The 14,266-nt window shown below is 73.8% G+C and carries 15 protein-coding genes; 11 read left to right on the top strand and 4 right to left on the bottom strand.

Annotation, left to right across the window (positions count from 1 at the left end):
* Positions 1 to 196 precede the first annotated feature (196 nt).
* Positions 197 to 1,135, bottom strand: coding sequence for a dihydrodipicolinate synthase family protein (locus OHA89_RS04770; protein ID WP_406365376.1), 939 nt, complete (start codon positions 1,133 to 1,135; stop codon positions 197 to 199).
* Between the two features lie 71 nt (positions 1,136 to 1,206).
* Between OHA89_RS04770 and OHA89_RS04765 the strand changes: the two genes are divergently transcribed.
* From OHA89_RS04765 to OHA89_RS04745, 5 genes are all read left to right on the top strand, one after another.
* Positions 1,207 to 2,139 carry a LysR substrate-binding domain-containing protein gene (locus OHA89_RS04765; RefSeq protein ID WP_266613053.1) on the top strand — a complete coding sequence of 311 codons (933 nt, stop codon included), beginning with the start codon at positions 1,207 to 1,209 and terminating at the stop codon, positions 2,137 to 2,139.
* A gap of 73 nt (positions 2,140 to 2,212) precedes the next feature.
* Positions 2,213 to 3,301 (top strand): S-(hydroxymethyl)mycothiol dehydrogenase, encoded by a 1,089-nt coding sequence (locus OHA89_RS04760; RefSeq protein ID WP_257559239.1) that lies wholly within the window; start codon positions 2,213 to 2,215, stop codon positions 3,299 to 3,301.
* Positions 3,302 to 3,421: 120 nt separating this feature from the next.
* Positions 3,422 to 4,726: an alpha/beta hydrolase gene (locus OHA89_RS04755; protein ID WP_257559238.1), complete on the top strand. Its 1,305-nt coding sequence runs from the start codon at positions 3,422 to 3,424 to the stop codon at positions 4,724 to 4,726.
* Positions 4,727 to 4,779: 53 nt separating this feature from the next.
* The gene (locus tag OHA89_RS04750) at positions 4,780 to 5,544 is read left to right on the top strand and encodes a PIG-L deacetylase family protein (protein WP_266613051.1); all 765 of its coding nucleotides are present in this window, start codon (positions 4,780 to 4,782) and stop codon (positions 5,542 to 5,544) included.
* Between the two features lie 44 nt (positions 5,545 to 5,588).
* Positions 5,589 to 6,434 (top strand): enoyl-CoA hydratase/isomerase family protein, encoded by an 846-nt coding sequence (locus OHA89_RS04745; RefSeq protein ID WP_406365375.1) that lies wholly within the window; start codon positions 5,589 to 5,591, stop codon positions 6,432 to 6,434.
* Here OHA89_RS04745 and OHA89_RS04740 read toward each other — a convergent pair.
* Positions 6,431 to 7,351, bottom strand: a complete 921-nt coding sequence (locus OHA89_RS04740; protein ID WP_266613048.1) for an SDR family oxidoreductase — start codon at positions 7,349 to 7,351, stop codon at positions 6,431 to 6,433. The two genes, OHA89_RS04745 and OHA89_RS04740, sit on opposite strands and share 4 nt — an antisense overlap.
* Positions 7,352 to 7,399: 48 nt before the next feature.
* Complete coding sequence (locus OHA89_RS04735; protein WP_406365374.1) at positions 7,400 to 8,536, bottom strand: hypothetical protein; 1,137 nt, start codon at positions 8,534 to 8,536, stop codon at positions 7,400 to 7,402.
* 194 nt (positions 8,537 to 8,730) lie between these two features.
* Here OHA89_RS04735 and OHA89_RS04730 point away from each other — a divergent pair, with 194 nt between their 5' ends.
* From OHA89_RS04730 to OHA89_RS04705, 6 genes are all read left to right on the top strand, one after another.
* A complete protein-coding gene (locus OHA89_RS04730; protein WP_406365373.1) occupies positions 8,731 to 9,708 on the top strand; it encodes an NADPH:quinone oxidoreductase family protein in 978 nt (325 codons plus the stop codon).
* Positions 9,705 to 10,898 carry an acyl-CoA dehydrogenase family protein gene (locus OHA89_RS04725; protein WP_406365372.1) on the top strand — a complete coding sequence of 398 codons (1,194 nt, stop codon included), beginning with the start codon at positions 9,705 to 9,707 and terminating at the stop codon, positions 10,896 to 10,898. The genes OHA89_RS04730 and OHA89_RS04725 overlap by 4 nt, the downstream gene beginning before the upstream one ends.
* A complete protein-coding gene (locus tag OHA89_RS04720) occupies positions 10,895 to 12,010 on the top strand; it encodes an acyl-CoA dehydrogenase family protein (protein WP_266613045.1) in 1,116 nt (371 codons plus the stop codon). Before OHA89_RS04725 ends, OHA89_RS04720 begins: the two co-directional genes overlap by 4 nt.
* 170 nt (positions 12,011 to 12,180) lie before the next feature.
* The gene (locus tag OHA89_RS04715; RefSeq protein WP_406365371.1) at positions 12,181 to 12,534 is read left to right on the top strand and encodes a TRIC cation channel family protein; all 354 of its coding nucleotides are present in this window, start codon (positions 12,181 to 12,183) and stop codon (positions 12,532 to 12,534) included.
* Positions 12,535 to 12,671: 137 nt separating this feature from the next.
* Positions 12,672 to 13,037 carry a tyrosinase cofactor gene (locus tag OHA89_RS04710; protein ID WP_257552911.1) on the top strand — a complete coding sequence of 122 codons (366 nt, stop codon included), beginning with the start codon at positions 12,672 to 12,674 and terminating at the stop codon, positions 13,035 to 13,037.
* Positions 13,038 to 13,053: 16 nt separating this feature from the next.
* The gene (locus OHA89_RS04705; RefSeq protein ID WP_406365370.1) at positions 13,054 to 13,911 is read left to right on the top strand and encodes a tyrosinase family protein; all 858 of its coding nucleotides are present in this window, start codon (positions 13,054 to 13,056) and stop codon (positions 13,909 to 13,911) included.
* 66 nt (positions 13,912 to 13,977) lie between these two features.
* Here OHA89_RS04705 and OHA89_RS04700 read toward each other — a convergent pair whose 3' ends face one another.
* Complete coding sequence (locus OHA89_RS04700) at positions 13,978 to 14,265, bottom strand: chaplin (RefSeq protein ID WP_266613041.1); 288 nt, start codon at positions 14,263 to 14,265, stop codon at positions 13,978 to 13,980.
* Position 14,266: the final 1 nt, after the last annotated feature.

The following is a 14,266-nucleotide window of genomic DNA, read 5'->3' as shown; positions in this document are numbered from 1 at the left end:
AATAGCCGATTCCCTTTCCGGGAAAAGGGGATCGGCCTCCCGGGGGAAATGATGTTGGCACATCCGGCGTGACTCACATCACGGGCCGGCGGCTCTGCGGCCAATACGGGCAACTCGGCTCTCCGGGGGCCTCATTCGGGCGACTCGCGCGTAGGGGGTAAATCGCCCATCGCGGACGTTTCCCGGCGCGTAATCCTCAGCTCTGGAGCTCCGCCAGGCGCTCCAGAGCGACCGCCACCGCCGCTTCCGAGGCCGGCAGCAGGGGGAGCCGCACGTCAGGCGTCGGGATCCGCCCCAGCGCGTGGAGCGCGCCCTTGACGACCGTCGGGTTGGGCTCGGCGAAGGCCGCCGCGGACAGCCGGGCCAGCGCGTGCCCCAGCGTGCGCGCCCGCGCCACGTCCCCCGACCGCCAGGCCGAGGCCAGCTCCGCGAACCGGGCCGTCGCCAGATGCGCCGAGGCGAGGATCCCGCCCGCCGCGCCCAGCGCCAGCATCGGCGAGAGGTACGCGTCGTCCCCGGCCAGCACCTCGAACCCGTCCGGCAGGTCACCGAGCAGCGAGACCGTGTCCTCGCCGATGCCCCCGCCCGCGTACTTCACCCCGGCCACCCCGGGGATGGCCCCGATCGCCCGCAGTGCGGATGCGTCGAGTGGCTGCCCCGTGCGGTACGGGATGTGATAAACGATCAGCGGTACGGGGCTCACATCGGCCAGGTGCGCGAAGTGTGCCAGCACCCCCGCCGCCGCGGGCCGTACGAACGACGGGACGGTCACCAGCGCCGCCCGCGCCTGCGGCCACCGGGTCAGCCGGGCCAGCGAGGCCTCGGCGGCCCGGGTCCCGCTCGCCCCGGCGCCGACGGTCAGCGTCGCGCCCCGCTCCCGGCAGACCCGGGCGCACACGTCGGTGACGAGGTCGCGCTCCGCCTCGTCGAGGGCCGCGCTCTCCGCTGTCGTGCCGAGGGCGACGATCCCGGTGGCGCCCGCGTCGAGCACCTCGTGGGCGAGGCCTTCGAGGGCCTCGGCGGCCACCTCCCCGGCCCGGTCGAAGGGGGTGACGAGCGGTACGTGGATCCCGTGGAGGGAGGTGGCGGCGGGCGAGAGGGCCCGAGCCGGGTTCTGAGTGGTGTCCTGTGCCATGCCGTAGAGCCTGGCCTGGCAGACCCGACAGATCCAGTTCGCATTTCTTACCAGACCCGTAAGCTGAGCCGATGCTCGACGTACGACGCCTGCGACTGCTGCGCGAACTGGCCCGCCGCGGGACCATCGCCGCCGTCGCCGAAGCCCTCGCCTTCAGTCCTTCGGCGGTATCCCAGCAACTCGCCGTCCTCGAACGCGAAGCCGGGCTGCCCCTGCTGGAACGCACCGGACGCCGGGTCCGCCTCACCCCGGCCGGGCAGCACCTGGTGGTACATGCCGAGGCCGTTCTCGAACGGCTGGAACAAGCCGAGTCCGATCTCGCCGAGGCGCGCGGAGGCCTGGCCGGAGCCCTGCGCATCGGGGCCTTCCCCACAGCCGCCCGGGCCATCGTCCCGGCCGCCCTGACCGCCCTCGCCCGGCGCCATCCGGGACTCGAGCCGATGGTCCGCGAAACCGACCCGGCGGCGGTCGCGCACGCCCTGCGCTCGGGCGACCTCGACGTGGCCCTGGTCCACGCCTACGACTTCGTGCCCGCCGCCCAGGAGCCCGGGCTGGCCACCGAGCCGCTGTACGGGGAGGCGATGTACCTGGCCGCGCCCGCGGCGGGGTTCCCCGAACCACCCCCGGGGGACGACCAGAACGCCGTCCTGCGCGCGCACGCGGAGGACCCCTGGATCACCGCAACCCCCGGCACCCTCTGCCACGCCATGACCGTACGGGCCTGCCAGGCCGCCGGGTTCAGCCCGCGGGTGCGCCACCAGGTCGACGAGTTCGCCACCGTGCTCGCCCTGGTCGCGGCCGGGCAGGGGGTGGCCGTCGTACCGCAGCTCGGGGTCACCGGCCCCGCCGGCCCGGCCGTCCGCCTCACCCGCCTGCGCATGCAGCGCCGTACCAATCTCGCCTTCCGCAGCGGAGCCGGCGCCCACCCGGCGGTGGCCGCGTTCGGCGCCGCCCTGCGCGCGTCCGTACCCCCTGAGCTGGCCGGATATGGCGCCCCGGAGTGAGGCAACTCCCGTACCGCGCGGCGCCCGTGTACGTTCTGAGCGGGAACCAACGAGAGCAGAACGGGGTTACGACGTGACGCATCGCGTACGAGGGGTCATCGCCCGGAGCAAGGGCGCACCGGTGGAGACGACGACGATCCTCGTGCCCGACCCCGGACCCGGCGAGGCGCTCGTCCGGGTCCAGGCCTGCGGGGTCTGCCACACCGACCTGCACTACCGCGAGGGCGGCATCAACGACGAGTTCCCCTTCCTGCTCGGCCACGAGGCCGCCGGGATCGTGGAATCGGTCGGACCGGACGTCACCTCCGTGGCCCCCGGCGACTTCGTCGTCCTCAACTGGCGTGCGGTGTGCGGGACCTGCCGGGCCTGCAAGCGCGGACGCCCCTGGTACTGCTTCGCCACGCACAACGCGACCCAGCCCATGACCCTGGAGGACGGCACCCCGCTCTCCCCGGCGCTCGGGATCGGGGCCTTCGCCGAGAAGACCCTGGTCGCGGCCGGCCAGTGCACCAAGGTGGACCCGGCCGCCGCACCGGCGGCCGCCGGACTCCTCGGCTGCGGGGTGATGGCCGGCCTCGGCGCCGCCCTGAACACCGGCAACGTCGGGCGGGGCGACTCGGTGGCCGTCATCGGCTGCGGGGGAGTGGGCAACGCGGCCGTGGCCGGGGCCCGGCTGGCGGGCGCCTCGAAGATCATCGCGGTGGACCTCGACGACCGGAAGCTGGAGTGGGCGCGCGGCCTGGGCGCCACGCACACCGTCAACGGCCGTAAGGAAGACGTGGTCCAGGCAATCCAGGGCCTGACCGACGGGAACGGCGCCGACGTGGTGATCGAGGCGGTCGGCCGCCCCGAGACCTACCGGCAGGCCTTCTACGCCCGCGACCTGGCCGGGACCGTGGTCCTGGTCGGCGTGCCGACCCCGGAGATGAAGCTCGAACTCCCGCTGCTGGACGTCTTCGGCCGCGGCGGGGCGCTGAAGTCCTCCTGGTACGGGGACTGCCTGCCCGAGCGCGACTTCCCGATGCTCGTCGACCTCTACCTGCAGGGCCGGCTCGACCTGGACGCCTTCGTCTCCGAGACCATCCCGCTCGACGGGGTCGAAGCCGCGTTCGCCCGGATGGAGCGCGGCGAGGTGCTCCGCTCGGTGGTCGAGTTCCCGTAAGCCCCGGGCCCGTGCCGGGACCCGTACTAGACTCGCCGGAACGCCACACCCGTGCCCCTGCCGCGACCCGGCCGGGGCACGGGTCTTCCGTACCTCGTACCCCAGGGGCCGTCCGTGACCATCGAGCACAGCTACCGCCAGCCCGGAACGGTCCTCACCGACCACCGGTTCACCGTCCCGCTGGACCACGCGCGCCCGGACGGCGAGCACATCGAGCTGTACGCCCGCGAGGTCGTCGCCTCCGGCAAGGATCCGCAGACCCTGCCGTGGCTGCTCTACCTGGAGGGCGGACCCGGCTTCGGGGCCCGGCGGTTCATCGGCCGGCAGGCGTGGCTGGAGCGGGCCCTGGCCGACTACCGCGTCCTCCTGCTCGACCAGCGCGGAACCGGACGCTCCACCCCGGTCAACCGGCAGACCCTGCCACTGCGCGGCGCCCCCGCACAGCAGGCCGAGTACCTCGCCCACTTCCGCTCCGACTCCATCGTGCGCGACGCCGAGGCCATCCGCCCCGCCCTGACCGGCGGCGCCCCGTGGACCGTGCTCGGCCAGAGCTTCGGCGGATTCTGCGCGACCCACTACCTCTCCACCGCCCCCGAGGGCCTCAGCGCCGCCCTGATCACCGGCGGACTCCCGTCCCTGACCGCCACCGCCGACGAGGTGTACGAGGCCGCGTACCCCCGCATCGAGCGCAAGAACCTGGCCCACTACGCGCGGTACCCGATGGACGTGGAGCGGGCCCGCCGGATCGCGGCCCACCTCGCCGAGCGCCCGGCCGAACTCCCCGGCGGCTACCGCCTCACCGTCGAGGCCTTCCGGTCCCTCGGCCTGCTTCTCGGCTCCGGAGACGGCAGCCACCAGCTGCACTACCTGCTGGAGGACGCCTTCGTCCGCACCCCCGCCGGCCCGGCGCTCTCGGACGCCTTCCTGGAGGGCGCCCACGCGCTGCTCTCCTTCGCCGGACACCCCCTCTACGCGCTGGTCCACGAGGCGATCTACGCCCAGGACCCGGCCGTGCCCACCGCCTGGGCCGCCGACCGGGTGGGAGCCGGCCACCCCCGCTTCGACGCCGCGAAGACACTCGCGGGCGACGAGCCCCTCCTCTTCACCGGCGAGACCATCCACCCCTGGCACTTCACCGTGGACCCCTCCCTCGCCCCGCTGCGCGAGACCGCCGAACTGCTGGCCGCCCGTACCGGCTGGGAACCCCTCTACGACCCGGCCCGGCTCGCGGCCAACGAGGTGCCGGTGGCCGCCGCCGTCTACCACGACGACATGTACGTGGACACCGCTCACTCCCTGGAGACCGCCCGCGCCGTACGGGGCCTGCGGACCTGGGTGACGGACGAGTTCGAGCACGACGGCGTCCGCGCGGGCGGTCCGCGCGTCCTGGACCGGCTGTTGGCCCTGGTGCGCGGCGAGGCCTGACCGGGCCGTGCCGGGCTCCGTCGTTGTCGGTCCGTTCGTTTATGGTGCGACCCATGACCGAACAGCCTGATCAGCCCGCCCCCTTGCAGCCCATGCCCACCGACTGGCAGCGCGCCCTCGCCGTCGTCGCCCACCCGGACGACCTGGAGTACGGCTGCGCGGCGGCCATTGCGGACTGGACCGATGGGGGCCGCGAGGTCGTCTACCTGCTCGCCACCCGAGGTGAGGCGGGTATCGACACCATCGCCCCCGCCGACTGCGCACCGCTGCGCGAGGCGGAGCAGCGGGCGAGCGCGGCCGTCGTCGGCGTGTCCGAGGTGGAGTTCCTCGATTACCGTGACGGCGTGGTCGAGTACGGCCTCGACCTGCGCCGGGACATCGCGGCGGCCATCCGCCGGCACCGCCCGGAGCTGGTGATCACGCTCAACCACCGTGACACGTGGGGCGGCGCTCAGGGCGGCGGCTACTGGAACACCCCCGACCACAAGGCCGTCGGCCGGGCCACCCTGGACGCGGCCGGTGACGCCGGAAACCGGTGGATCTTCCCCGAACTCCTCACCGAGCAGGGCCTGGAGCCGTGGAACGGAGTGCGCTGGGTCGCCGTGTCCGGCTCCAGCACGCCCACGCACGCGGCCGACGCCGGTCCGGGCCTGTTGCGGTCGATCACGTCCCTGCTCGAGCACAAGTCGTACATCGAGGTGCTCACGGACCAGGACCCGGCGGAGTACGTCCGCACCTTCCTCACCGGCAACGCCCAGCAGGCGGCGGCCCGGTTCGGCGGCCGCCCGGCGGTGCCGTTCGAGGTCTTCCCCCGCTGACCGGGCACCCCTAGGCTGACGGTTCGTCAGATATGTTGCGGGGGGTGCAGGCCGGAGTGATCGACACCGTCACCACGGAGATCGCGGAGGGGGAGGCGCGGATCCGGCTGGAGACCGCGGACGGGCTCGCGGTCCTCACCTTGTGCCGCCCCGACAAGCTCAACGGCTGGAGCTGGGAGTCCACCCGCCAGCTGGGCCTGCTCGCGGACCGGATCCGCTTCGACCCCTCGGTCCGTGCGGTACTGCTGCGGGCCGAGGGCCGGGCCTTCTGCGCGGGCATCGACGTGACCGCTCCCGGCGGCGCGATCACCGGCGGAACGGCCGCCGAGCGGACCCGCAACTACTACGAGGGCATCCGCTGGGTCCACGAGCGCTTCGCGGTCCTCGCCCGCCTCCCGCAGCCGGTGGTGGCCGCCGTCCAGGGCTACTGCCTCGGCTTCGGTTTCGAACTGGCCCTGATGGCCGACATCCGGGTGGCGGCCGAGGACGCCGTCTTCGCCCTGCCGGAGGCCCGGTTGGGCGTGGCGGTGGACGCGGGCGGCGACCTCCGCATCGCCCGCGAGGCGGGCGCGGGCTGGGCCAAGTACCTGGCCCTGACCGGACGTCGCATCGACGCGGCGACCGCGCAGCGGCTGAACCTGGTCCAACTGGTCGTCCCCGGCGAGGAGCTGGACTCCGCGGCCCGGGGCCTGGCGGCGGAGATCGCCGCGAACGCCCCCCTCGCGGTCCAGGGCGTCAAGCGCGCGGTCGACGCCTACGCGGACGCCGCCCTGCCCGCCGCCCTCGACCGCGTCGCGATGACGGCCGCCCTCACCCTCACCTCGGACGACTGCCGCGAGGGCTACGGGGCCAAGGCCGCTCGCCGGCCCCCGCACTTCACGGGAGGCTAGGGACTGCCCGGTGCCTTGCCCCCGCCGAAGGGCCCGCGCCCCAGCTGCTCGCGCACCGGCACGACCTCGGGGTTGACCAGCGACCGGCGCTGCCAGTTCGCGCCGTCGACCACCAGGGTGTGGCCCGTGACGAACCGGGCGTACGGCGAGGCCAGGAAGGTCGCGGCCCAGCCCAGCTCCCGTGGCGCGCCCACCCGCAGGGCCGGCTGCCGCCCGTCCTTGGCGTCGGGCGCGGCGCGCTCCAGGCCGTCCCGGATGTCCCCGGTCATGTCGGCGTGCGGGAAGAGCCCCGGCACGAGGCCGTTGACCTGGATGCCGTACGGGCCCCACTCGACGGCGAGGGTCTCCACCAGGTTCTTCACCCCCGCCTTGGCGGCCGCACTGTGTGCGAAGCCCGGCCCGCCCGTCCAGGCGTACGAGGCGCCGATGTTCACGATCGACCCCGGGGTGCCCGCGGCGAGGTGGCGGCGGCCGAACTCCCGGGTCATGAACCAGGTGCCGGTCAGGGTGATGTCCACCACCGCCCGCCAGGCGTTCGGCGACAAGTCCTCGGCCGGGGAGGGGAAGTTGGCGGCCGCGTTGTTGACCAGGACGTCCGGCAGCCCGACCGCGGCCTGGGCCGCGTCGAAGACCTCCGCGACCCGCTCGGGGTCCCGTATGTCGCAGACCGCGGCCGTCACCCGGCCCGCGCCGGGGACGGCCGCCAGTTCCTTGCGCGCCGCCTCGAGATGCTCGGCCCGGCGGCTCGCGATCACCAGATCGGCGCCGAGCCGCGCGAACTCGGCGGCGATGGCCTTGCCCAGCCCGGTGCCGCCGCCCGTCACGAGGACCACTTGCCCCGCGTACGTACCGGGGGGCAGGGCGGCGGCGCCGAGCGGCGGGGGCGCGGGCAGGCCGCGCGGGATCTCGTCCGTCATGGGGCATCGATAGCGCGCCGGCCCCGAGATCACCATGCCCCGGACGGATCAACTCTGCGGCGTGTACGCCTGCTTGCTCGCGCAGGTCCAGATCACGGCGCCCGAGCCGATGCCGTCCCAGCCCCAGTAGCTGCCGCCCACCCGGTCGTCGTCCGACACCGCGAGGGCCTGGCTGCGCGCGTCCGGCGTGGCGCCCGCGGGGTGGGGGAGCGCCTTCACCGGGCCCGCACCCGGCCAGTACGCGGCCTGGGTGTGGTTGGCGTAGCCGTCGACGAAGGTCACTGCCGTGCCGACCGTCGCGTTCGTGTCCGGGCTGATGGCGTCGAGCGTGAGGTGCTCGTATCCGGCCACCAGGCCGGGGCCGGCCGGCAGGGCGTCGTACGGCCGCTTCCAGACGGCGGGCTTGCGCTCCTGCCAGTCCCGGTAGCTGCGGGCCTCGTAACCGACGACCCGTCCCCGGTTGTCGATGCCGGTCGCCTGGGTGCCCACGGTCCAGTCGCTGTCGTTCCACACCGGGAGGCTCGAGGTCGGGTAGTCGCCGGCGGGCCAGACCACGGGGAAGGTCTTGCTGACGATCTGGTCGTTGTCCTGGTCCCAGTAGTTCGTGTACGCGGTGCCGAGGATGTCGCCGCGCTTGTTGATGCCGCTCACCGAACTGATGACGGTACTCGGGTGCGCGTCGGCGGGGACGGGCAGCTCGCGCACCACATGGCCGTTCACCCACTCCTTGGCGACGCCGTCGTCCAGGGCGACGACGTGGCCCGCCTCGTTGACGTCCGCCCCGCCGGAGCGTCCGGAGGAGGCGGTGATCAGCTGGACCGATCCGGCACCGAGCTGGTAGGTGAAGGCGGCCCCGGGGTAGCCCTGCACGGTGCTCCGGACCGTGCCCACCATCAGGCCCTTGCCGTTCACGGCGGTGACCGTGCCCTCCTGGAAGCCCTCCGGCATCGGCACCGCGTGGACCCGGTGGTCCGCGGTCCAGTACGCGGGCAGCCCGGCGCTGGAACCCACCGCCAGGCCGCCGGCTCCGAAGCCGTGGACCGCCCCCGCGGGGCCGCCCGTCAGCGAGGGCAGGACGGTGATGCCGGGCGCGCACGCCGGCTCGGCCGCCGCGGCCGGACCGGCGGCGGTGATCAGCCCCGCGAGGACGGCGGCGGCCGCCGCGGCGGACGTGGTACCTCTCATACGGCTTCTGTTCATTGGACGGTTCCCCCCGATGGTCGTGTCATATGCCCCATGACAACTGCCCGTTGATGCTAATCCGGCCCCACCGGAAGGGCCGCCCCTTTTCCCGCGTGTCCGCGTGGTTCACAGGAGGGCAAGCGACCGCTTAGTATGCCCGCGGAGCGTGGTTCCTCGACGGCGGCTGGAGGCCCCGGATGCAGGCATGGCGAGTACACACCCCTGGAGAGCCCCGAGAGGTCATGCGCCTCGAGGAGATCTCCGAACCGGTGCCCGGCGAGGGCGAGGTGAGGCTGAAGGTGCTGGCGGCGAACCTCAATTTCCCCGACGCCCTCCTCGTACGCGGCCAGTACCAGATCCGCCCGCCGCTGCCCTTCACCCCCGGCGTCGAGATCTGCGGCCTGACCGACGACGGCCGCCGCGTCATCGCCAACCCGAGCCTGCCCCACGGCGGCTTCGCCGAGTACGTGGTCGCCCCCGAACGGGCCCTGCTTCCGGCCCCCGAGAGCCTCGACGACGCCCAGGCCGCAGCCCTGCACATCGGCTATCAGACCGGCTGGTTCGGCCTGCACCGCCGGGCCCGCCTCCAGGCGGGCGAGACCCTGCTCGTACACGCCGCCGCCGGCGGGGTCGGCAGCGCCGCCGTCCAGCTCGGCAAGGCCGCCGGGGCCACCGTCATCGGGGTGGTCGGCGGCAAGGCCAAGGCGCGTACCGCCGAGGAACTCGGCTGTGACCTGGTGATCGACCGTACGGCCGAGGACGTGATCGCCCGGGTGAAGGAGTTCACCGGCGGCCGCGGGGCCGACGTCGTGTACGACCCCGTCGGCGGCGACTCCTACACCGCCTCCGCCAAGTGCGTGGCCTTCGAGGGCCGGATCGTCGTCGTCGGCTTCGCGAGCGGCGCCGTCCCCGCGCCCGCCCTCAACCACGCCCTCGTCAAGAACTACTCGATCCTCGGCCTGCACTGGGGGCTCTACGCCGTCAAGGACCCGGCCTCGATCGCCGCCTGCCACGCCGAACTCACCCGCCTCGCCGCCGAAGGCGCCATCAAGCCCCTGGTCAGCGAAACCATCGCGCTCCCCGCCGTCGCCGACGCCGTGCAGCGCCTCGCCGACGGCGCCACCACCGGCCGGCTGGTCCTGGTCATGCCCAGGGACCGGGGTGTCTCCCGATGACCGCCACCACCGCCGAACACCTGCTCACACGCGTACGGGAACTGCTCGCCGCCCACCCGCCCGCGACCACGTCCCGTACGGACTTCCTGCGCGCCCGCTTCGACGCCGGACTCGCCTGGGTGCACTACCCCGAGGGCCTGGGCGGCCTCGGCGCCCCCCGCACCCTCCAGGCCGTGGTCGACGCCGAACTGGAGGCCGCCGGAGCCCCCGACAACGACCCGCGCCGGATCGGCATCGGCCTCGGCATGGCCGCGCCCACGATCCTCGCGTACGGCACCGAGGAGCAGAAGCAGCGCTTCCTGCGGCCCCTGTGGGTCGGCGAGGAGGTCTGGTGCCAGCTCTTCAGCGAGCCCGGCGCCGGCTCCGACCTCGCCGCGCTCGGCACCCGCGCCGTCCTGGACGAGGAGTCGGGCGAGTGGGTGGTCGACGGCCAGAAGGTGTGGACCTCCAGCGCCCACACCGCCCGCTGGGCCATCCTGATCGCCCGCACCGACCCGGCGCAGCCCAAGCACCGGGGCATCACGTACTTCCTCTGCGACATGCACGCCCCAGGCGTCGAGGTCCGGCCGCTGCGCCAGATCACCGGCGAGGCCGAGTTCAACGAGGTCTTCCTCACCGGCGTCCGCATCCCCGACGCCCACCGCCTCGGCGCCGTCGGCGATGGCTGGGCGGTCGCCCGCACCACCCTGATGAACGAACGCGTCTCCATCGGCGGCATGCGCATCCCGCGCGAGGGCGGCATGACCGCGCCGGTCGCCGCCGCCTGGCGCGAACGCCCCGAACTGCGCACCCACGCCCTCCACCAGGGGCTGCTGGAGCTGTGGGTCGAGGCCGAGGTCGCCCGCCTCACCGGTGAACGGCTGCGCCAGCAGCTCGCCGTCGGCCAGCCCGGCCCCGAGGGATCCGGGATGAAGCTCACCTTCGCCCGCCTCAACCAGGAGATCAGCGCACTGGAGGTCGAACTCCTCGCGGAGGAGGGCCTGTCGTACGAGGACTGGACCATGCGCCGTCCCGAACTGGTCGACTTCACCGGCCGCGACGCCGGCTACCGCTATCTGCGCGCCAAGGGCAACAGCATCGAGGGCGGCACCAGCGAAGTCCTCCTCAACATCGTCGCCGAACGCGTGCTGGGCCTGCCTCCCGAACCGCGCGACGACAAGGACCTGGCCTGGAAGGATCTGACCCGATGACGGTACCGACGACACCGACGGACCTGCTCTACTCCGAGGCCGAGGAAGAACTCCGCGCCGCCGTACGGTCGCTCCTCGAGGCCCGCTGCGCACCCGCGAGCATCCTCGCCCGGATCGAGACCGACCGCCCCCACGACCCCGCGCTGTGGCGCCCCCTCGCCGCCGGGATCGGCGCGGCCGGGCTCCTCGTCCCGGAGAAGCTCGGCGGGCAGGGCGCGAGCCACCGCGAGGCGGCCGTGGTCCTGGAGGAGCTGGGCCGGACCGTGGCGCCCGTCCCATACCTGACGAGCGCGGTGCTCGCCACCGAGATCCTGCTCGGCTGCGACACCGGGGACGCCGCCCCGCTGCTGCGGGAGCTGGCCTCGGGGCGGCAGGTGTGCGTACCGGCCGTACCGCTGACCCTCGCCCCCGGCGCCCCGCTGCCGGCCGCCGTCCGGGACTCCGGCGGCGGGACCCTGACCGGTACGGTCACCTCCGTCGCGGACGCGGTGGCCGCCGACGTGCTGCTGGTGCTCGCCGACACCGGGCTGTACGCCGTCCCCGCCGCCTCGGCCGAGCTCACCGCGCAGGTCCCGCTGGACCTCACCCGCCCGCTGGCCACCGTCACCCTCGACGCCGCCGCCGGCACCCGGCTCGCCGACCCCGCCACGGCCCGGGCGGCCGTCGCCGGGGCCCTGCTCTCCGGGGCCGGGCTGCTCGCCTCCGAGCAGCTGGGCATCGCCGAGTGGTGCCTGACGGAGACCGTCGGATACCTCCGGGTCCGCCATCAGTTCAACCGGCCCGTCGGGTCCTTCCAGGCCCTCAAGCACCGCCTGGCACGCCTCTGGCTCGACGTGGCCTCCGCCCGGGCGGCGGCCAGGGCCGCGGCCGACGCGCTGGCCACCGCGTCCCCCGACGCACCGCTCACGGTCGCCGTCGCCCAGGCCTACTGCTCGGGCGTGGCCGTCCGGGCCGCCGAGGAGTGCGTCCAGCTGCACGGCGGCATCGGCATGACCTGGGAACACCCGGCCCACCTCTACCTCAAGCGGGCCAAGGCCGACTCCCTGACCCTCGGCACGGCGGGCCACCACCGCGGCCTGGTCGCCGACTTCGCGGAACTCCCGGCCCCCTAGGAGGCGTCCGGGAGCGGGCCCGGGAGAGGGCGTGCTCGGGCGGGTGCGGCCCGGCGCCCACCGGCAGGGGCTGCGGCATGGCCGAACGGCCGATGCGCGGGCCGGGCCGGGTGCGGCACCCTCGACGGGTTGCCCCCCCCAGAACCCGCCCGCCCCGTGAAGGAGGCGCCATGCTGCACGCCCTCTACCTCCTCGGCGTCGCCGCCTTCGCCGCCTCCGGCGTACTGGCCGCGCACCGCGCCAACATGGACCCCTTCGCCGTCCTCATCCTCGCCGTCCTGACCGGCGTCACCGGCGAGGTCGTCCGCGACGTCCTGTGCGGGGAGTTCCCTCCGCTGCTGCTGCGCGAGGAGGTGTACGCGACCGCCGCGCTGGCCGGCGCCGCCGCCTACCTCGGCCTGCACCGGGCCGGGACCGCGGACACGCTGAACATCGTCATCTCGGCCGGTCTCGTCTTCGCGCTCCGGACGGCCGCGATCTTCCGCGACCTGCACCTGCCCCGCCTCCAGCGCGCGGCGGCCTGATCCTCATCCTCGCCGGACTCGACCACGAGACGGCCGCCTGCACCCAACGACCTCTTCTACAAGCACCCTCAGGGGTGACCTCGCCCGCCGCGCGGCGTTAGACCCGTAGCCGCCGGCCACCGAGCGAGGGAGACCGAATGTCCGCAGCACCCGCCGCACTTCCCACCCGCCGCGCCCTTCTCCGTACGGCTTTCACCGCGGCCGTGCTCGCCGGCACGGCCGCGGCGCTCGCTCCCGTACTGCGTGCCCGCCGCCCCCGGCAGACCCTCACTCCGGCCCCGCTCGCGGAGGAGACGTACCGGGGCCGGCACATCGCCGTGGACCAGGCCGGGATCCGCATCGACGGGCGCCCGCTGCACGTCATGCGCCGGGCCGACGGCAGCTACCTGAGCGGGGTCAACCACTTCGAGTCCTTCGGGACACCGCTGGAACTGGCCCGTGCGGCCGTCGACGAACTGGGCACGGCCCAGCTGGTCCTGGCGTCCGCCCCGCACCACGGCTGAGGGGAGGAGCCCCGAGTTGTACACCCGGCAGAACCAGAAGAACCTGACCAGCGCCCAGAAGAAGCGGTTCACGGCGGCCGTGCTGGAGCTCAAGCGAAACGGCGTCTACGACACCTTCGTGCGCACCCACGGCAAGTACTTCGTGCCCGACCGCGACCGCAAGCTCCGCGTCGGGCACATGTCCCCGTCCTTCTTCCCGTGGCACCGGTACTACCTGCTGGCCTTCGAGAAGGAGCTGCAGGCCGTCGACCCGGGCGTCTCCATCCCCTACTGGGACTGGACCACCGACAACAGCCCGGTCTCCTCCCTCTGGGCCGACGACTTCCTCGGCGGCACCGGCCGCGCCTCGGACCGGCAGGTGATGACCGGGCCGTTCGCCCACGACAAGGGCAACTGGACGGTGACGGTGGGCATCTCGGAAGCCCGCTTCCTCACCCGCAACCTCGGCCGGCCGCAGAACCCGATCGCCCTGCCCACCCCGGCCGAACTCCAGTGGGCGATCGACGACCCGGTCTACGACATCTCGCCCTGGAACTCCGCCGTCGACGGCTTCCGCAACAAGCTGGAGGGCTGGGCCGCGCCCAAGAGCGAGCGCTGGCGCAACCACAACAAGGTCCACCAGTGGATCGGCGGCCACATGACGGGCGGAACGGCGCCCAACGACCCGGCCTTCTGGCTGCACCACGCCTTCGTGGACCTGGTCTGGGACCGCTGGCAGCGGAAGCACCCGCGCTCCGGCTACCTGCCCGCCGTGCCGCCCGCGCTCGGCGACCTCCAGCGCGGCCGGGTGATCGCCCTCGACGAGCCGATGCCGCCGTGGGACGTCACCCCGCGCGAGATGTTCGGCCACAAGGGCATCTACCGCTACGAATGACACGCTGAAGGGCCCCCGCCAGGAGGCGGGGGCCCTTCAGCCGATCAGACGATCAGCGGCCGACGATCAGTGGCCGTAGTCCCCGCCCTCGGTGTGGTGCTCGTCCTCGTGGCCCGACGCGTTCACGCAGACGTTGCCGAACGCCGGGTTCAGCAGGGCGATCACGTTGACGGTGTTGCCGCAGACGTTGACCGGGACGTGCACCGGAACCTGGAGCAGGTTGCCCGACAGGACACCGGGGGAGCCGATCGCCGCACCGTGCGCTCCGGCATCGGCGACGGCCAGACCCGCTCCGGCGGCCACGACGCTACCGGCGACAGCGGTGACGGCGAATGCCTTCGCGATACGCGACATC

It is taken from the genome of Streptomyces sp. NBC_01546 (assembly GCF_045208355.1).
Taxonomy (GTDB): domain Bacteria; phylum Actinomycetota; class Actinomycetes; order Streptomycetales; family Streptomycetaceae; genus Streptomyces.
This window is presented reverse-complemented; position numbering and strand designations above follow the sequence as displayed.